The sequence below is a fragment of the Sphingopyxis macrogoltabida genome (assembly GCF_001307295.1).
Taxonomy (GTDB): domain Bacteria; phylum Pseudomonadota; class Alphaproteobacteria; order Sphingomonadales; family Sphingomonadaceae; genus Sphingopyxis; species Sphingopyxis macrogoltabida_B.
The window spans coordinates 409,616-428,429 of sequence record NZ_CP012700.1 but is presented as its reverse complement, the minus strand read 5'-3'; the positions used below and the strand labels follow the sequence as shown (position 1 = coordinate 428,429).

At 63.1% G+C, this 18,814-nt stretch carries 16 protein-coding genes; 5 read left to right on the top strand and 11 right to left on the bottom strand.

Annotation, left to right across the window (positions count from 1 at the left end; translation table 11 throughout):
- The first annotated feature begins 200 nt into the window (after positions 1-200).
- Positions 201-998, top strand: a complete 798-nt coding sequence (locus tag AN936_RS02085; protein WP_054586696.1) for a tyrosine-protein phosphatase — start codon at positions 201-203, stop codon at positions 996-998.
- A gap of 11 nt (positions 999-1,009) precedes the next feature.
- Here the strand turns inward: AN936_RS02085 and AN936_RS02080 are convergent, their stop codons facing one another.
- On the bottom strand, positions 1,010-1,819 hold the full coding sequence (locus AN936_RS02080) for an SDR family oxidoreductase (RefSeq protein WP_054586695.1): 810 nt from the start codon (positions 1,817-1,819) through the stop codon (positions 1,010-1,012).
- A gap of 165 nt (positions 1,820-1,984) precedes the next feature.
- Between AN936_RS02080 and AN936_RS02075 the strand changes: the two genes are divergently transcribed.
- The 3 genes from AN936_RS02075 to AN936_RS02065 are packed head-to-tail and all read left to right on the top strand — an operon-like array spanning position 1,985 to position 5,425.
- Positions 1,985-3,091 (top strand): NAD(P)-dependent alcohol dehydrogenase, encoded by a 1,107-nt coding sequence (locus AN936_RS02075; RefSeq protein WP_054586694.1) that lies wholly within the window; start codon positions 1,985-1,987, stop codon positions 3,089-3,091.
- A gap of 13 nt (positions 3,092-3,104) precedes the next feature.
- A complete protein-coding gene (locus tag AN936_RS02070; RefSeq protein ID WP_054586693.1) occupies positions 3,105-4,655 on the top strand; it encodes an acyl-CoA synthetase in 1,551 nt (516 codons plus the stop codon).
- Positions 4,652-5,425, top strand: a complete 774-nt coding sequence (locus AN936_RS02065) for an SDR family NAD(P)-dependent oxidoreductase (RefSeq protein WP_054586692.1) — start codon at positions 4,652-4,654, stop codon at positions 5,423-5,425. The genes AN936_RS02070 and AN936_RS02065 overlap by 4 nt, the downstream gene beginning before the upstream one ends.
- Positions 5,426-5,482: 57 nt before the next feature.
- Here the strand turns inward: AN936_RS02065 and AN936_RS02060 are convergent, their stop codons facing one another.
- Together AN936_RS02060 and AN936_RS02055 are read right to left on the bottom strand one after the other, a co-directional pair.
- The gene (locus AN936_RS02060) at positions 5,483-6,259 is read right to left on the bottom strand and encodes an SDR family NAD(P)-dependent oxidoreductase (RefSeq protein ID WP_054586691.1); all 777 of its coding nucleotides are present in this window, start codon (positions 6,257-6,259) and stop codon (positions 5,483-5,485) included.
- Positions 6,260-6,293: 34 nt separating this feature from the next.
- The gene (locus AN936_RS02055; protein ID WP_054586690.1) at positions 6,294-8,621 is read right to left on the bottom strand and encodes an enoyl-CoA hydratase-related protein; all 2,328 of its coding nucleotides are present in this window, start codon (positions 8,619-8,621) and stop codon (positions 6,294-6,296) included.
- Between the two features lie 204 nt (positions 8,622-8,825).
- Here AN936_RS02055 and AN936_RS02050 point away from each other — a divergent pair, with 204 nt between their 5' ends.
- Positions 8,826-9,329: a DUF3237 domain-containing protein gene (locus AN936_RS02050; RefSeq protein WP_054586689.1), complete on the top strand. Its 504-nt coding sequence runs from the start codon at positions 8,826-8,828 to the stop codon at positions 9,327-9,329.
- Between the two features lie 6 nt (positions 9,330-9,335).
- On the opposite strand, the gene AN936_RS02045 is transcribed toward AN936_RS02050, so the two are convergent.
- The 8 genes from AN936_RS02045 to AN936_RS02010 all read right to left on the bottom strand — a co-directional run bounded on the left by AN936_RS02045 (position 9,336) and on the right by AN936_RS02010 (position 18,814).
- Positions 9,336-10,805 carry a coniferyl aldehyde dehydrogenase gene (locus AN936_RS02045; protein ID WP_054586688.1) on the bottom strand — a complete coding sequence of 490 codons (1,470 nt, stop codon included), beginning with the start codon at positions 10,803-10,805 and terminating at the stop codon, positions 9,336-9,338.
- Between the two features lie 52 nt (positions 10,806-10,857).
- Complete coding sequence (locus tag AN936_RS02040; protein WP_084758114.1) at positions 10,858-12,039, bottom strand: acyl-CoA dehydrogenase family protein; 1,182 nt, start codon at positions 12,037-12,039, stop codon at positions 10,858-10,860.
- Positions 11,975-13,186, bottom strand: a complete 1,212-nt coding sequence (locus AN936_RS02035) for an acyl-CoA dehydrogenase family protein (protein ID WP_054586686.1) — start codon at positions 13,184-13,186, stop codon at positions 11,975-11,977. The genes AN936_RS02040 and AN936_RS02035 overlap by 65 nt, the downstream gene beginning before the upstream one ends.
- Positions 13,183-14,172, bottom strand: a complete 990-nt coding sequence (locus tag AN936_RS02030; RefSeq protein ID WP_054586685.1) for an NAD(P)H-dependent flavin oxidoreductase — start codon at positions 14,170-14,172, stop codon at positions 13,183-13,185. The genes AN936_RS02035 and AN936_RS02030 overlap by 4 nt, the downstream gene beginning before the upstream one ends.
- Positions 14,173-14,237: 65 nt before the next feature.
- Positions 14,238-15,530 (bottom strand): cytochrome P450, encoded by a 1,293-nt coding sequence (locus tag AN936_RS02025; RefSeq protein WP_054586684.1) that lies wholly within the window; start codon positions 15,528-15,530, stop codon positions 14,238-14,240.
- Positions 15,531-15,571: 41 nt separating this feature from the next.
- Positions 15,572-16,381, bottom strand: a complete 810-nt coding sequence (locus AN936_RS02020) for an enoyl-CoA hydratase/isomerase family protein (protein ID WP_234715710.1) — start codon at positions 16,379-16,381, stop codon at positions 15,572-15,574.
- 162 nt (positions 16,382-16,543) lie between these two features.
- On the bottom strand, positions 16,544-17,581 hold the full coding sequence (locus tag AN936_RS02015) for an alcohol dehydrogenase family protein (protein ID WP_054586682.1): 1,038 nt from the start codon (positions 17,579-17,581) through the stop codon (positions 16,544-16,546).
- A 9-nt stretch (positions 17,582-17,590) separates the two neighbouring features.
- Positions 17,591-18,814: an acyl-CoA dehydrogenase family protein gene (locus tag AN936_RS02010; RefSeq protein WP_054586681.1), complete on the bottom strand. Its 1,224-nt coding sequence runs from the start codon at positions 18,812-18,814 to the stop codon at positions 17,591-17,593.

Sequence of the window (18,814 nt, the reverse complement as noted above, 5' to 3'; positions counted from 1 at the left end):
CATCCCCCGACCGGGTTGCACAATCAATTAATCAATCACATAATAAGGCTGGGGCGGGTTCTTCCGGTCTAGCATGAGCGGGGATGGAGCCCGGGCACCGGGCGATGACGCCAAAGTCGAAGGGAATGGCGTCACAGATTGGAAACCCGAGACTGGTTGATAAACGCGGCGCACGGGCGCACCTTTTTGTGGGATATCATATGACCGAGACTGTCGTGATCGAAGAGGACCGGCTGGTCGCACTTGCCGGCGGCCAGAACTTTCGGGAGGTCGGCGGCTATCCGGCCCGCGATGGCAGGGTTTTGAAGCGACGGCTGATATGGCGGTCCGCCCGGCTGGACGAGTTGACGAGCGACGATATCCGCAACGAATCGCTCGACGCGATTTCCACGATCGCAGACCTGCGCCTGGCCAGCGAGCGCGCGCTCCATCCGACCGTTCCGGCTTTTGCGGAAAAGCGCACTACCTTGGTCTGGGACGAGGGCGATATCGATCTTTCAGGCGATCAGCGGTTGTTTGCGCGCGACCTCAAGCCCGATGATTATGCCGAAGCAGTGCGGCATTTCTACCGAAGCCTGGCCGACAGGCACGCGACGCATCTCGCCAGCCTGTATCGCCATATCGCCGCAGGCAGCCTGCCGGTGCTCATCCACTGCTCGGCCGGGAAGGACCGCACCGGCATCGCCATCGCACTATTGCTCGATCTCATCGGAATTCGCCGGGAATATATCATCGCGGACTATTGCAAGACGGCCGAACTGCTCGACTGGAAACGCCTGACCGCGAGTGCGGCGGCGGCGGGCATGCAAGGAAAGTGGATGGAACGCCTGGCGCCCGATGCGCTCGAAATCCTTATGCGCGCCGATCGCAGCTATATCGAGGCTGCCTTTCGCGAACTGGAGTGGCGGCATGGCTCGATATCCAGCTTCGCGAAGGACGTCCTCGGCCTCTCGGATAGCGATCTTGGCCGGCTACAGGACAACCTCCTCGAAGGCTGAGCGGTCCTTGCCTATCGCGGCGGGACAGTGAGGGCGTCTGCCGACGCGTCACCGAGCACAGAACCTCCGTCACAATCGAGAATTGCTCCGGTGATATATTTTGCATTGGGGGTGCAAAGAAATACCGCGAGATCGGCGATGTCGCGCTTGACGCCATAGTCGCGCAGCGGAATCCGTTTCTTCAACGCCGCGGTCGCAGCCTCCGATGGGGTCAGCCTGCGCATGCCTTCAGTATCGCCGATCGGCCCCGGAGCGATGGCGTTTACGCGAACGCCGGTTGGCCCCCACTCCATCGCGAGCGTCTGGGTCAGATTGTTGATCCCTGCCTTTGCCGCGCCGGCATGCGCCTGGAACATCGTCGGGCGAATGGCTTGTCCCGCCGTAATCGAGATGAGCGACGCGCCAGGTTTGCGCAAATGGTCGAACGCAGCGCGCATCACGTTGAAAGTGCCCAGAAGGTCGATGTCTATGACCGTCTTGAATGCGTTTGCGGACATGCCAATCACCGGTGCCAGAAAATTTCCAGCAGCACCGGAAACGACGAAGTCGATCTCCCCGAACCGTTCGACCGTCGCAGCGAAGGCTGCGTCCACCGCCTCGAAATCGCGAACATCGGCGGCGAGCCCCATTGCGCGCGCACCACCCGGATCAATGCTCCTGGCGGCTGCACACACCCGCTCGGCATCGCGGCTTATGAGGCTTATGTTCGCCCCGAGTTCGGCGAATCGCTCGGCAATCGCGAGATTGATGCCACCTGACCCTCCGGCGACGAACAATGTCCTGTTCTTGAAAATATCCTCACGAAACGCGTCCCCGGCCACTGTCACTCTCCCTCACACTCTTCGCGTCAGCGCCCATCACGAGCATCAGAGAATTTCATTAGTTGATTGATTATTTTTTTGCCAATTGATAATTCCACGCGAGCAAGGATCGCCGCTGCCCCTTTCGACAATGGACGAACGGCGACGGCGCATGGGAGATGGAGCATGGCCAAGCAAGCATTCGCCGCGGTAGCCCGCACCCCGGGGGGGCGGTGGGATATCGAGGATATCATGCTCGAAGATCCGCGGCCGGGCGAGATATTGGTCCGCATCGCGGGCGTCGGCCTCTGTCATACCGACCTTGCCTTTGGCGGAAGTCTCCAGATCATGAAGGCGCCGGCGGTGCTTGGCCATGAAGGGTCGGGTATCGTCGAGCGCGTCGGCGAGGGGGTGTCGAAGGTGCGCCCTGGCGATCATGTCGTACTGACCTTCAACAGCTGCGGCGAATGCCCCCGGTGCGATGAGGGCCGGCCGGCCTATTGTGTTCGCTTCGCACAAATGAACTATGGCGGCTGCCGAGTGGACGGAAGCCGGACGCTCTGTGTCGGCGAAGAACCCGCAAGTGCGAACTTCTTCGGCCAGTCGTCATTCGCATCCTATGCACTTGCCAATGAACGCAACACCGTCCGCGTCGACCCAGCGCTGCCGATCGAGTTGCTTGGCCCGCTGGGTTGCGGTGTCCAGACGGGCGTGGGCGCGGTGATGAACTCGCTCGCCTGCCCCAAAGGCTCGTCGCTTCTTGTGATCGGCGCCGGCGCGGTGGGGCTGAGTGCGGTCCTCGGCGCCAAGGTCCAGGAATGTGCCACCATCCTCGTTGTCGAGCCGCGGGAGGAACGCCGGGCCCTGGCGCTCGAACTTGGTGCGACGCACGTCATCGATCCGGCCTCCGCCGACTTTGCGACGGCAATCCGCGAAATCGTCCCGGTCGGGGTCGATTATGCGTTCGACACGACAGGCCGGCGAGAGGTCATCGAATCCGCGATGACTGCATTGGCGCCGCGCGCGACCTTCGGACTTGTCGGAATCGCAAGCCCCGCCGACGATCGGCTGGGTCTTTCGATCAACCAACTGGTCGGTGCGGGTCATATCGTGATGGGCATCATCGAAGGCGATAGCCTACCCGATATGTTCATCCCCCGCATGATCGAGCTCTACAAGGCGGGAGAGCTGCCTTTCGACCGTCTCGTTCGCAGATATCCGCTATCGCAGATCAACGAAGCCATTGCCGACCAGCACGCCGGACGGTGCGTGAAGGCCGTGATGATCCCCTGAGAGGACGGACACTATGCATCCCTCGATCCATGCCCGCTCGACGCCCCACAAGCCCGCCCTGATCATGGCCGAAACGGGCGAGGCGCTGCGCTATTCCGATCTCGACCGCCGCTCGAACCAGGGCGCGCAGCTATTTAGGGCCCTCGGACTGGCTCCCGGCTCGACGATCGCGATGTGCCTTCCCAATTCGCCCGCTTTTTACGAGATCGCCTGGGCTGCCCAGCGTGCAGGCCTCTACTTCGTCACCATCTCCAACAAGCTCCAGGCTGACGAAGTCGAATATATATTGCGCGACAGCGGCGCCCGGATCTTCATCATTTCGGCCGCGCAAGGCGAGGTCGCGGCGGAAATCGCGCGGCGCGACCTCGATATCGACCTGTTCGCAACAGGCGGCCGGATCGCGGGCTATCTCGATTTCGAGTCCGAGCGCAGCGCAATGCCCCCAGTCCCGGTCGCCGACGAACAGGCGGGCTATGACATGCTCTATTCGTCGGGCACGACGGGACGGCCGAAAGGCATCAAGCCGAGCCCGATCTGCGGCGAGCCCATCGACAAGCCGGACTCGGTCGTCATGGTGGCGACGCAACTCTACGGCGCGTCGGCGGACAGCATCTATCTCTGCCCTGCCCCCATTTATCATGCGGCACCGCTCCGCTGGACGATGGCGATGATGCGCCTTGGCGCCACCGTCGTTCTCATGGAGCGCTTTGCCCCCGAGACGGCGCTCGCCGCCATCGCGCGATACAAGGTGACGATCGCGCAATTCGTGCCGACTCATTTCATCCGCATGCTCAAGATGCCGGAGGGCGAGCGCGCCGCCCATGACGTCTCGTCGCTGAGCACCGTGGTCCACGCCGCCGCCCCCTGCCCGGTCCCGGTCAAGGAAGCGATGATGGACTGGTTCGGTCCGATCATTCATGAATATTACAGTGGATCCGAAGGCAATGGCGGGACCTTCATCGGGCCTCAGGAGTGGCTCGCTCACAAGGGCTCGGTCGGCAGGCCCCTGACGACGAAGCTCCACATTTGCGACGAAGAAGGACAGGAGCTTCCGCCTCGGCAGGAAGGCACGATCTATTTCAGCGGCGGGCCGCGGTTCGAGTATCACAACGACGCTGCCAAGACCGACGAGTCGCGGCATGCGGAGGGATGGACGACGCTCGGCGACATCGGCTGGGTCGACGAGGAAGGCTATCTCTATCTCACCGACCGCAAGAGCTTCATGATCATCTCGGGTGGGGTGAACATCTATCCGCAGGAGATCGAGAATCTGCTGGTGACACATCCAAAGGTCGCGGACGTCGCCGTGATCGGCGGACCGGACGAAGAGATGGGCGAGCGCGTGATCGCGGTCGTTCAGCCCGTCCACTGGTCCGACGCCGGTGACGCGCTTGCGGCTGAACTTACCGCGCTCGCGCGCGAGAAGCTCAGTCACGTCAAGGCACCTCGTCAGATCGACTTCTCGAAAGCGCTCCCCCGGCTCGACACCGGCAAGCTCTACAAACGCCTCATCCGCGACGAATATTGGGCCAGGGACAAATCTGCCGGAGCCACATCGCGATGACCGCCGCGCCGAAGGATGCCTCGCTTCTCGCGGGCCAGTCTGCGATCGTCACCGGGGCCTCGTCGGGGCTCGGCCACCGCTTTGCCAAAACGCTCGCAGCGGCGGGTGCCGCCGTTACGGTCGTCGGCCGACGTATCGAACGCCTCGAAGCGCTGGTCGCCGAGATAGAGGCGGCGGGCGGCAGAGCGACCGCCGTCGCAGCCGATGTCGCTGACCCGGGGCAAATCGTCGAGGCTGTCGATAAGGCGCAGGCGGCTTTCGGAACAACCGGGATCCTCATCAACAACGCCGGCATTCCCGATGCGCAGCTCGCAACGCGCATGCCGCTCGATCTCATCGATCGCGTGCTCGACGTGAACGTGCGTGCGCCCTTCCTCTTCGCGCGCGAGGTTGCAACGCGGCTCATCGAGGCCAGGCAACACGGGCGGATCGTCAATATAGCCTCGATAGCGGCCTTTGTGGCGCCCAGGCAGGGTGCCGCCCTTTATGCGACGAGCAAGGCTGCGGTCGTGCGGATGAGCGAAGCCCTGGCGATCGAATGGGCGCGCTTTCATATCAACGTCAATTGCATTGCCCCGGGCTCGTTCGATTCCGAGATGATGGACGGGATGCGGTCACGGACCGGCGACGCCTTTATCGGCACCTTTCCGCGCAAGCGGCTGGGTTTGCCGGAGCAACTTGATTCAAGCTTGCTCTATTTGGTGTCGCCCGCCTCGGAAGCGGTCACCGGGACGATCCTCAAGGTCGACGACGGCCAGTTTCTGCGCTGACCGGAGGCTAACGCCCCCTCCGGAGCCAAAGCGGGAGAGGCAAGTCGCAAGGATGTCTTATAGCGATTGTCCATCATCGACGGTGATGACCGTACCGGTTATCCCGAGCGATGCGTCCGAGCAGAGAAACAGCAGCGGCGCGTGGAGATCGCTCGCCGGGCGCAAGCGGGCGCGCGGAAAGGAAGCGATATAGGCCTGCCCCGCTTCACTTCCGACCATCTCCGCCGTCATCTCGGACTCGAAATAGCCAGGCTGGATGACATTCACATTGATGCCGCGCCGCGCCCATTCGCGCGCAAATGCCTTGGCCATATGGCGCGCAGCGGCCTTGGTCGCGCCGTAAACGGACGCCGCGGGCAGCGCCCGCTCGGCCGTGATAGAGCCGATGATGACGACTCGGCCATGCTCGCGCTCGCGGCTTCCCGCTGCCACGAGCCGCCGCGCTCCTTCGGTGGCGGTCAGGAAGGCGCCCCGGACGTTGACAGCGAGCAGATCGTCGACATGCGAGGCGGTGAGGTGCAGGGCGGCGTTGTCGCTCGCGATACCCGCATTGGCGACAATCGTGTCGACAGTTCCGAAAGCTGCCTCGGCTGCATCATAGGCCGCTATTGTCGAGGCTTCGTCCGTGACATCGAGGGCCACGGCGAGCGCCTCGCCGCCCTGCCCCCTGATCGCATCGACCTCTGCCTCGAGCCGGTCGACACGCCGCGCCGCAAGGACCACCTTAGCGCCGGCCTCAGCGAGCACGCGCGCAAAGCCCGCGCCAAGTCCGGACGAAGCGCCGGTCACGAGCGCCACGCGCCCGGTCAGATCAAAAGCTGTCGCCACACCCATTCCCCCTCTCCTTCCCGGCAGACCCCGAGAAAACCTATCGGCCCTTCCAGACCGGTGGCCGCTTCTGGGCGAACGCGAGCGGCCCCTCGCGCACATCGTCCGACCGGAAAAGCGCTCCGATCGCCGGATATCGCGTCTGGTTCCCATAGGCGGCCGCGAGGTCGCTTTCGTCCAGGCCTTTCATGACGGCCTCCTTGGAAGCCCGGATCGACATCGGGCTGCACGCGGCGATGTCATCGGCCCAACGCCGCGCCGCTGCGAGCAGTTCGTCTTGCGGCACCACTTCATTGACGAAGCCAAGCGACAGACCTTCAGCGGCCGATACGCGGCGGGCGGTGAGGATCATGCCCATGGCCTGCTTGAGGCCGATCTGCCGCGGCAGACGGTGGAGCCCCCCCGCAAGAGCGGCGAGGCCAACCTTGGGCTCGGGAAGAGCGAAAACGGCGCCTTCGGCCGCGATGATGAGGTCGCAGGCCAATGCAATCTCGAAGCCGCCACCCATGGCAATACCATTTACCGCGGCGATCACGGGCTTGTTGTTGTCCCAGCGCGCGGTGAGGCCGGCAAATCCCTTGGTCGGTGTCTCGAGCGGCAACCCCGCAGCCATCGACTGCGCGGTGAACTTGAGGTCATTGCCCGACGAAAAGGCTTTGTCGCCGGCCCCCGTCAGGATGGCCACCCACTGATCGGGATCAGCCTGGAAGTCGTCGAAAACCTCGGCCAGCTCCTCGTTCGCATATGGCGTCAACGCGTTCATCGCGTCGGGGCGATTGATCGTGACCAGAGTGATCGGCCCGTCGCGTTCGACGAGACAGAAGCGGTGCGGCGCCGCGCGCCGGTCGCGCTTCTCGCCTACCTCCCATATTCGGGCGCCAAAGGCATCGATGCGAATATGGCCGGACGTGCCGATGGGATTGGCGTCGAGCGAGGAGAGGACCAAGATCGATCGATCATCGTCACGCCGTACCTTCGCGATCGTTCGCTGGCCATCTGCGGTGCGCGCGATCACGACGCCGTGGAGGACCTCGCCCTTCGGCGTATAAATGATCGTGTGCGTTTCGACGGTGGCAGCGCCCTCATAGGTCTCTGTAAATTCGGGCACGGAGCCGCGCAACGCGTCCGCCCTGGCCTGAACCGAATAGTCCGGCCTCAAAGTCTTCTCCGGTGGCCGCGTCGAGATCAACAGCGCATGATGTTTGGATACGACGCCGCCCTGGCCGTAGAGAAGGCCTGTGGTTCCCTTTCCGGCCCGCATCTCCCGGACCATCGCGCAGACGCCGTGGCTCATATAATTGTTCATCGGGCCGCCAAAGAAGGTCAGCCCGCCGGTCACCGTCGGCTTGACGTCCGGCCGCAGCTTCAGCGTCTCGAGCGCCATCTTGGGCACAATCGGAAAGCAGCTGTACATTTCCGCCAGATCGATCGCGGAGGCATCGCCGCCAGCGATCTCGACTGCCTGCTCCAGAACCACGCGCTGCGCGGTCGACTGGTCATAGCGGTCGCGTTCCAGATAATCCCCGGGCTCCTGCGCTGCCGCGCCATCCCAGATATAGATCAGCCGCTCTTCGGGAATCCCGTTGGCGAGGGCCCATTCGAGGCTTGCCACGACGATCGCGGCCGCTTGGTTGACCGAAGGGTTCGCGACCATCAGCTTGGGATAGGGAAAGGCCACCAGCCGGTTGCTCTCCGAAGGCGTGCCGATCTCTGCCGCTCCCGGCGCGGAACGCAACCATGCGGTTTCATTGGACGCGGCTACCTTGGCATAGTCCGCCCAGAGTTCGGCGGCAGCGGCGCGGCCCTCGGCCGGGGTCTGCCCGCGGGCGGCTTGGAAGGCGTTCTCATAGAGCGGGTAGATATGAACGGGCGCAGTCATTCCGAGCTTTTTCGAGGCCTTGCGCATCGGAAGCGAGGCGAAGTCGACCGCGACGGTTTCCTCTTTGGGAGCGAGCGGGGTCCAGTCGAGCTTCGCCTTGGCCTTGCGCGCCTTGCCCATCGCATTGACGGCCTCACCGCCGACGATCGCGGCAACGGCGCTGTCACCCCGCGCGATACGGAGTGCTGCCTCGTGCAGGAGGCGAATAGGCGTTTCGCCGCCCATGCTGGCATTTTGGGCACGGGCGGGGCCGATCGAGAGCTTCTCGCAAAGAAGAGCTACGGGGTCGCGGTAGCGCCAGGTGACCTGTCCGACGAGATCGATCGAGTCCAGCGCGCCGAGAACGGCCGGCGTTTCCGCCGCCGCGCGGCGCAGCGCTTCTGCCATCAGCGCCACAGGTTCGAGCGCCTTGCCCGGGTCATCCGGGCGGTCCACAATCTCGCCGACGGCGATGATCACGGGCGTCTGCGCTGCTGCTGTCCCTTTCATCTCAGCTGTCTCCCATCCTTATACGTCCGGCTCGCCACTTGCGCGCGCAGCGTCTTCCTAAAACCGATCGATAGGCAAGCGGACGTCAGGTGGCAAGTTAATTGGTCAATTGATTATTATCGCGGCCCGTCTTAGGATACGACGCTGCCCGCTTCCAAACGACAGCCCGTAGCAGCCGAGCATTCCAACTTGATGGAGAAGAGCATGCACCTTGAACCCCTGCTGCGCATGCGCGTCGATCTGGGCAACCGCTATCCGATCGGACCGATACCAAAGGGTCGCCGCAACGTGTGGCAGCTGGGCGGCGGCACCGTCGAAGGCCCACGTATCAAGGGCACGGTCGCGCCTGTCGGAGGCGAGTTCGAGTTGATCGACCAGGAGGGCGTCTTTCACATCGACGTTCGGCTCGTCATCGTCACCCACGACATGGCGAACATCTTCGTCCAATATTTCGGGGTCGCCAACACGACGCCGCAGGCTGCGGCCAAATACAAGGCCGGCGAGACGGTCGATTTCGGCGAGACCTATTTTGCGACGCAGCCCCGCTTCGAAACCAGCCACGCGCGCTATTCCTGGCTGAACCATGTGATGGCGGTCGCCGAGGGTCGGGGGGACGGGAGGGCCGTCGAATATCTCATGTACCAATGCGTCCCCGATCAGTCGATTGGTCTGGCGCGCGCGGACAGCGTGTTCAAATTCGACGGCTAGCTCCTTCTACCGGGCGCCCGCTCCGATCTGCTTGTCGACGAAGGCGCGAAGCTTGGCGCCATAGGGCGGCCTGAAAAGCTTCATCGGCCCCAGATCCCTGCCGAGCTGAGTGTGGATCGCCTTGCGATGGCTGAATTCGCGAAAGCCGTCGATCCCGTGATAGGCACCCATACCCGAAGGCCCGATGCCGCCGAAAGGCAGATTTTCCTGCGCGCAATGCATGATCACGTCATTGACGCACACACCGCCCGAGGTCGTGGCATCGATGATGCGATCGCGTTCGCCCGCTTCCGATCCAAAATAGTAAAGCGCAAGCGGCCGGTCGTGCGCATTGATCTCCGCCACAACCTCCTCGGCGCTGTCATATGCAACGACCGGCAGAAGCGGCCCGAATATCTCGTCCTGCATCACCGCCATGTCGCGGGTCGCATCGAGAATGAGTGTCGGAGGTATCCGGCGATGCTCCTGCTGTTCGAACGTCTCGCCAGCGGGGTTGATCTCGACGATCGTGGCACCCTTCTCACGCGCGTCCGCGACATAGCCGCGCACGCGCTCGAAGTGCCTGTCCGATATCATGGCCGTGTAGTCAGGATTATCCTTGAGGGAGCCGAACATCGCCTCGGTCGCCTGCCGTGCCTCGGTGACAAAGCTGTCGCGTAGCCCACGAGGCACGAATATATGATCAGGCGCCAGGCATATTTGACCGGCGTTCAGGGTTTTTCCGGCCATGATCCGCGCTGCGGCGACGGGCATGTCCACGCTCGCACCGAGGATCACAGGGCTCTTCCCGCCAAGCTCGAGCGTCAGGGGCACGAGATTCTCCGCGGCAGCGCGCATCACATGCTTTGCGACCGAGCCGGCGCCGGTGAATATCAGGTGATCGAAGGGCAACGCCGCGAAGGCGGCCCCCACATCGGCACCGCCTGTCACGACCGCGACCTCGTCAGGCGCGAAATATTCGGCGATCGATTGCTGGAGCAGATCCGACGTTCGCGGCGTGAATTCCGACGGCTTGATCAGCGCCCGGTTCCCGGCAGCCAGAACGCCGGCAAGCGGAGAGAAGACGAGACCCACCGGAAAGTTCCACGGCGCGATGATGCCGATCACGCCTTTGGGCTGGAACCGGATTTCCGACCGGGCGCCGAAGAGGCCGAGCAACCTCGGTTCGACCGGCCGTCGTTCGCTGCGCATCCATTTGCGCAGATTGGCCCGACAGTCGCGCAGCGCGCCAAGCGGACTCATGATGTCGGTGATAGCCGATGCGTGGCGCGACCGGTTGCCGAAATCGGCATTGATTGCCTCTTCGAACCGCGCGGAATAGTCGCGAAGCAAGGCAGCACAGCGATCGAGCCGGTCAATTCGCAAATCCGCGCTCGCCTGACCGTCCGCAATATGGGCCTTGCGCTGACGCTGCAGCAACTGCTCGAGAGCAGCGCTATCGGTGGCCATCGTGTCAGCGCGTAAGCTCTTGGTCATTTTTGGTACCTTCCATAGCTTCTGAAACGGGAAGCTGACGCTTCCCCCCTGTTCACGCAGCGGCGACTACCCTGCCGATTTCACGCAGATGATAGTCCGTGTTGCCGAACAGACCGTCGATCGTGAGAATATGTTTGAGATAATGACCGACCGGAAGCTCGTCGGTCATGCCGATGCCGCCGTGGATCTGTACGGCCCCCTGCGCGGTCTCGCGCCCCAGCCTGCCAACCTGCGCCTTCAATACCGAAATATCCCGGCTCGTTGCCCGTCCGCTGTCGGCCAGCGCCGCGATATAGAGAAGCGACGCTCGCGCCTTGACATAGGCAATCTTCATATCGGCGAGCCGGTGCGCGATCGCTTGAAAGCTTCCGATCGGCCGACCGAATTGCTCGCGCGTGCCCGCGAAGTCTGCGGTGGTTGCCATCAGGACGGCCATGGCCCCGACGGCTTCGGCGGCGAGTGCGAGCCGGGCATCCGCGAGCAAGGCCTCCAGCTCCGCATCGGCGCCCGCCATGATGGCAGCCCTGTCGACCGCGACGTCATGGAGCAGGATATCCGCAACGGGCCTGCCATCGAGCGCGCGATATCGCCGCACTTCGATGCCTTCGGCATCGGCGGGCACTGCGGCCAGGCAGACCGCCTTCGTCTCCGAGAGCGCCGAGATGAGCAGCACCCCTGCTTCTCCGCCTCCAAGAACGAGTTTTTTGCTACCCCGGATGCGCGGACCGGCCTCACCTTCATAGAGTTTGGTCGACAGCGTCGAAGAGGCGCCGGTGCCGCTACCTTCCTCATGGGCGAAGGCGCCGCGCAAAGCTCCGGTGCCAATATCGGCAATCCATTGCGGCACCGGTCCCGCGGGATCGAAGCGAGCGAGCGCCCGGCCCGTGAGGATCACCGAGGGAAGCAAAGGCTCGATGACCAGATGGCGACCGAAGAGCTCCGATATCGCCACAATGTCGGAGGCCGAACCGCCCAGTCCCCCGCAGGCTTCGGGAAGCGGCATCGCGACAATCCCCATATCGACGAGTTCGCTCCAGATTCCGGTTTCCGCCTGACCAGCCATGATGCGTCGGCGCAATTCAAAGGCGTAACGCTGATCGAGCAGCCGGGAGAGGCTGTCGCGGAGCATGACCTGCTCATCGGAGAATTCGAAATTCATGGGCTCTGCCTCAGGCGCGAAGGGTCTGGAGATTGCGGGAGATGAGGTCCCGCTGGACCTCGTTGCTGCCGGCATAGATGGAAGCGGCCCGGGTATTCAGATAATAGGGCATCGCCACGAGGCTGAAGGGATCGCCCAGGGGTTGAACGCCGGACCCGACCTCAAGGGCTTCCAATTGCAACGGCAGCGCGTCGATCCCGGCAACACGCGTCATCATGATCGACAGCAGCTGCGAGAGTTCCGAACTCATCACCTTGTTGAGCGACGGCATCGCGGGATCGTCGGCGAGGGCGTGGCCGCTTAGCACCAGCTTCTCGACATGCTCGAAGGACGCGACTTCGGCTTCGAGTTCCCCAAGGTCGCGCTGGAATACCGGATCCTCGCTGAGGGGTCCGCCAAAGGACGCCGTTGCATCCCTCGCCGCGGCCCGGATCGCATCGAGTTTGCGCCTGATCGCCGGGCTATGCGCAGCGCCGCCCCGCTCATGCTTGAGCAGCGCCTTGGCGACGCTCCAGCCTTCATTCTCGGCGCCCACGCGGCCCGCCTGGGGGACGCGGACGTTATCGAAAAATACTTCGCATTGCTCGGCCACACCATCGAGGCCGATGATGGGACGGATGTGCATGCCGGGATAGTCGGTCCGGTCGAGGAGGAGAAAGGTAATGCCCTGCTGCTTCTTGCCGTCCCGGTTCGTGCGCACGAGCATGAACATCTTGTTGGCCTTGTGGGCGAGGGTCGTCCATGTCTTCTGGCCGTTGATGATATAATCGTCACCGTCGGCCAGGGCCGAGCATGACAGGGCGGCAAGATCAGAACCGGCACTCGGTTCGGAATAGCCCTGGGTCCAGTAATCCTTGCCCGAAAGGATCCCGGGGAGATGCCGGCGCTTTTGTTCGGGCGTGCCAAGCTCCATGAGCAGGGGGCCGACCATGATCAGGCCGTTGGGCAGGAGCGGCGGCAGATCGCGCTTCCAATGCTCCTCGGAGAAAATATAGCGTTGCTCAAGCGACCAACCGGTCCCGCCATATTCGACGGGCCAGGCCGGGGCGGCCCAGCCGCGCGCATATAGAAGGCGGTGCCATTCCATTGTCGCCTCGAACGGCGCGAAAACGCTTGTGGTCTTCCGCCCCGCCTCGCGGATCGCGTCGGTGGGTGCCGTATCGAGAAACGCGCAGACTTCCTCGCGAAACGCTTCGAGCGATGGATCGAAATCGACGTTCATGACGTGAGCGCTCCAGGCATCATCGCCGCCAGCCGCTTCGCGATGATCGACTCGGCCTCGCCCATGATCCGGTCGATGAGTTCGTGACACGTCGGGATATCATGGATGAGACCCTGAACCATGCCAGCCGTCCATATCCCATGATCGGGATCGCCGCGGTCCAGCCCTTCCTTCCCGCGCGCGCCCTTGACGAGATGCGCGATCGCTTCGAAGGGCTTTCCTTCCCGTTCGGCCGCAATGACTTCGGCTGAAACGCTGTTCTTTGCGACGCGCGCGGTGTTGCGATAGCTGCGGAAGATCAGGTCGGTCCCCCTCTCGTCGTTATCGACCATGGCGCGCTTGATATCGTCGTGGATGGGGGCTTCCTTGGTCGCACAGAAGCGCGTCCCCATGTTGATACCGTCAGCGCCGAGCGCCAAGGCTGCCACCAGCCCGCGCCCATCGCCGAATCCGCCCGATGCGAGCATAGGAACCTTGATCTTGTCGGCAGCGGCGGGAATCAGGATAAGCCCGGGAACATCATCCTCGCCCGGATGCCCGGCGCATTCGAAGCCATCGATCGAAATGGCATCGACGCCCATGCGTTCGGCGGAGAGGGCGTGCCGGACAGCCGTGCACTTATGGAGCACGATGATGCCATGCGCCTTGAAATCGTCGACATGCTCTTGTGGCTTGTAGCCTGCGGTTTCGACGATCCTGGTGCCGCTGTCGATGATCGCCTTGCGATAGTCGGCATAGGGCGGGGGATTAATCGACGGCAGGATCGTCAAATTGACGCCGAATGGCTTGTCGGTAAGCTCCCGGCATCTCTCGATCTCGGCGCGCAGCGCATCGGGAGACGGCTGGGTGAGCGCGGTGATGATTCCGAGGCCACCGGCATTGGAAACCGCCGCAGCCATCTCTGCGGTTCCCACCCACATCATGCCGCCCTGGACGATCGGATGCTCGATCCCGAGCAAGTCGGTTATGCGTGTTCTGATTCCCATTCCCGTATCCGTCCTGCGAATATGCTGTCGTCTCTCTGCCACGCCGCCGCGCGTCGACCCGCCGATCAACTCTGAGTGAAGCGGATCGGAAGGCGTTTCGGCCCGCTGACCAGCGTCGCCTGGGTCCAGGCCGGTTCGCCGGCGATTTCGAGCGATTCGATCCGGGGCAGAAGTTCCTCGAACAGGGTCTTCATCTCGAGGCGCGCGAGATGCTGGCCGACACATAGATGGGGCCCGTAACCGAATGCGATCTGCTTGTTTGCCGGGCGGTCGAGCCGGAACTCGAACGGATCGTCGAACACCGCCTCGTCACGGTTTGCCGACATATAGGACAGCATGACCCAGTCCCCGGCCTTATACTGGTGGCCATTCACCTCATGATCCCGGGCAACGGCGCGCATGAAATGCTTCACCGGCGTGACCCAGCGAATCGCCTCATCGACGAGAGCCGGGATCAGGTCGGGATTGGCCTTCACCTCGGCGAGCAAGGCGGGCCGCTCCGCGAGGGCCCAGATCGCACCGGCCGTCGAGGCGGAGGTGGTGTCGTGCCCGGCGGTCGCGACCAGGATGTAAAAGTCGTTGGCAGCGCGCTCGTCGATCGGCTTGCCGTCGATCATGGCGTTCGCGATGATGGTCGCTAGATCGTCGCGCGGCTCGGCGCGGCGGCTCGCCGTGATATTGGAGAAATAGGCGTGGAAGTCCGCCACGACGGCCCCGAACACCTTTATGGCGGTATCCGGATCGGCCATGGCATCGGCTTTTCGACTGAGTTCCGGATCGCGGGCGCCGAAAAGTTGCTGGGTCAGCATCAGCATGCGCTGTTCGTCCTCTTCGGGAACGCCAAGGATGCTCATGATGACGTGCAACGGATAATGCAGGGCCACATCGGCGACAAAGTCGCATTCGCCGCCGAGCCCCATCATCCGATCGACATGCGCGCGCGCGATCTCGCGAATGTCGTCCGTGAGCTTCTTGACATTGCCTGGCATGAACCAGGATTGGACCAGCGATCGATAGGCACGATGCTCTGCTCCGTCCATGTTGACCATGTTACGGGTGAGGTGCGGACAGCCGGTCGCATTCTCCACCGCCTTGAGCATCGGACTTCCGATGAGAACCGTCGAAAGATCGCCGTTGCGGAAAATGTCGGGCTGGCGCTCTATGTCCATGATGTCGCCATGTCGGCTCACGAGCCAGAAGGGATCGACACCGGCGGTATCGACAAGCGAAACGGGCTGGTGGCCACGAAGCCAGGCAAGGTCGGCGTGCAGGGTCGCGGGGTCGCCGAACGACGCCGGGTTCACAAGCCGGGCCGCCATTTCGGCTGGCGCGGCCAGGTCTTGGGTTTCATTGCTCATCGTCACTCACTCCCGATCGACCAGCGCTCCAGATGGCGCGGTCATGCTTTGCGTTTTGAAAAGGCCGCGATACGTTCGCCCATGTCGGGTCCGACGCCTGCGCTGTTGCGGACTTCGTGTGCGAGGCCGAGATGCAGCGGGACATTGTCCGTTTCAGCGAGCAGTCGCTTATAGGCGGCAATGCTGAAAGCCGAATTTTCAGCGATCATCGACGCGATCGCATCGACCCGCTCCAGAAACTCAGTATCCTCGAAGCAGGACGCCGCCAGTCCGATCTCCGCCGCCTCCCGGCCATCGATCGTGCGTGCGGTGAACATCATCTCGCGCGCCTTGGCCTGGCCCACCAGACGGGGCAGCCGCTGGCTCATTCCCCACACAGGCGTGAGCGCCCATTTGGCGTGCGTGTCCGCGAACCGCGCGCTCCGGGCGGCGAGAATGAAATCACTGGCCAGCGCCAACTCGAGCGCGCCGGTGTAACAATGACCGTGCACCGCCGCGATAACCGCCTGGGGCAGATTCGCGAGACGCTCGAGCACCGAAGATTGAAAAGAGACATCATGCGCTGCATCGCCAGACGCGATGTCCTGCAGATCATGCCCCGCAGAAAAACATTTTCCCGCGCCACGCACGATGACGCTGCGAACAGTTTCGGCCTCGCCCGCGAGCCGCGCGACATGATCTTCAAGCCGCCGAAACATGTCGTTGTTGATCGCGTTGAGCCGGTCCTCACGGTTGAGGATGATATGTGCGGTTGGCCCGTCGACCCGCAACTCTACCGACAATCCCGATGCCATGGCGTCCTCTCCGCGAGCGATTCGACAATTAATTAATTGCTCGATTATTAGATACACAAATGCGTTCGCCCGATCAACTGCATAGCTCTGCGGTCAATGCGAACGGTTTTGCCGGCGAAGCGCCGCAAGCAGAGGCGCGCATTTTTTGCCGTGTCGCCCCCCCCTTTCCGCGTGCGGTCAGCAGGGGCGCGCCGGACTCAGATCCAGCCAGTTGCGTCTTCAGGGCTCGAGGATGATCTTCAGGGTTCCCGCCTCCCGGCGGTCGAACATCGCATAGGCTTCGGCGCCGTCTCGCAGCGGCAGCCGATTGGAGACATAGGTTTCCGGCTTGAGACGCCCCGCCTGGACAAGTGGAAAAAGGGTCGGCAATTCTTCGGGGACCGAGCAGGTCCCGACCCGGAATGTGAGCCCTGCCGCGAACGCGCGTTCGAGCGGAAAGGCGAAACGGCGCGATTGCTGCACACCGATTACCGAGACGGTGCCGCGCGCCCTTACCAAGCGTAATGCCATATCGACCGTCGCGTCGCTCCCGACCACCTCGACGACGGAATCGAGTTTACGTCCTTTCGTCGCCTCCCGGATCACGGCGACGGCTTCGTCAGGGTGCAGAGCGACGGCGCCCGCCGCTGCCGCCAGCGCGCGCCTTTCTGGAACGGGATCGATGGCATATACGATATGGGCGCCCAGCACGAAGGCGGAGTCGACCGTCATGAGGCCGATCGGCCCCAAACCAATTACGGCGACGCTGCTCCCCGGGGCGATATCGGCGCTGCGCGCACCGAACCAGGCGGTCGAAAGGGCGTCTGTCATCAGCAGCGCCTGCTCTTCCGATATCCCTTCCGGGATCAGCACCGCATTGGCGTCCGCGCTGGGGACGCGAACGGCCTCGGCCTGCGAACCTTGAAGCGCGGCGGACAACCCGTAGCAGGCCGCTGCGCCATTCTCGCACCCGATCACATTGCCCGACAGGCAGGGTCGGCAGGCGCCGCAGCCCGCTGCTGCGGGGATCATGACCCGGTCACCGACGCGGAGCCGCGAGACGGCGCGTCCGGTTTCGACCACTTCGCCGACCGCTTCGTGACCGACACAAAAGCCCCGATCCTCGGAAAATCCGTGACCATGATAAATGTGTAGGTCGCTTCCGCAGATCGAGCAGGCGGTGACCCGAACGATGGCGTCGCCCGCCTCGACCGGCATCGGATCGGCCATGCTTTCGTAGCGGATATCCCCTGCCCCGTGATAAAGCAGCGCCTTCATGCCGGCCTCCTACTTCGCCATCGCCGAATATTCGGCGATCTTCTGCTTCCCGAGCTGCGACATGTGCACCTCGTCGGGACCGTCCGCGATGCGCAGATAGCGATTGAGGGTGAAGAAGTAGGCGATCGGGGTGTCGTCGCTTACGCCCATTCCGCCATGAACCTGGATGGCCCGATCCGCGACGGTTTGCGCCATTTGCGGAGCGATCACCTTGATGGCCGCGATCAGATCCTTGGCAACCTTGTTGCCATAGCGGTCCATGGCGTCGGCAGCCTTGAGCGTGAGCAGGCGCGACATCTCGATTTCACAGAAGCTGCGTGCGACGTCCTGGCGGATGCTACTTTGATCGGCGAGCTTCTTTCCAAAAGCGACGCGGCTGTCCGCGCGGCGCGCCATGATCTCGAGCGCGCGCTGCGCCTGGCCGATCGAACGCATGCAGTGGTGAATACGTCCCGGCCCGAGACGCCCTTGCGCGATCTCGAACCCCCGCCCCTCACCAAGAATGAGATTTTCCTTCGGTACGCGTACATTGTCGAAGCGCAGTTCGCACTCGCCGCCCGGCGAGTTCATCGATCCGAAGACGGTCTGGTTGCGCACGACCGTGATCCCTGCCGTATCTCGCGGCACGAGGATCTGCGAATGTTGGGCATGGCGGGGAGCATCGAAGTCGGTCTTTCCCATCACGATGAAGATCGCGCAATCGGGGTGCATCGCATTCGAAATCCACCACTTCCGGCCGTTGATGACATAGTCGTCGCCGTCGGGCTTGATGGACAGCTCAAGATTGGTGGCATCGGATGAGGCGACCTGCGGCTCGGTCATCACATAGGCCGAGCGAATCTCCCCGTCGAGCAGGGGCTGAAGCCACTGCTGCTGCTGATCGGGGGTCCCGAATTTCGCGAGCACTTCCATATTGCCCGTGTCGGGCGCGGAGCAATTGAACACCTGGCTCGACCACGGCGATCGGCCCATCACCTCGGCAAGTGGAGCATATTCAAGATTGCTGAGCCCGGGCGAGAAGCGGCCATATTCGTGTGGGAGGAAGAGGTTCCACAAGCCCTGAGCACGCGCCTCGGCCTTGAGGGCGGGCATTCCAGGCCACTCCTGCCACAGATTCCTCTGGTCGTGGATGAAGTGGTAATACTCTTCCTCATTGGGGTAGATATGCGCATCCATGAACGTTTCGACCCTCTGCAGGAGGTCACGGACCTTTTCGCTATGTTCGAACTGCAT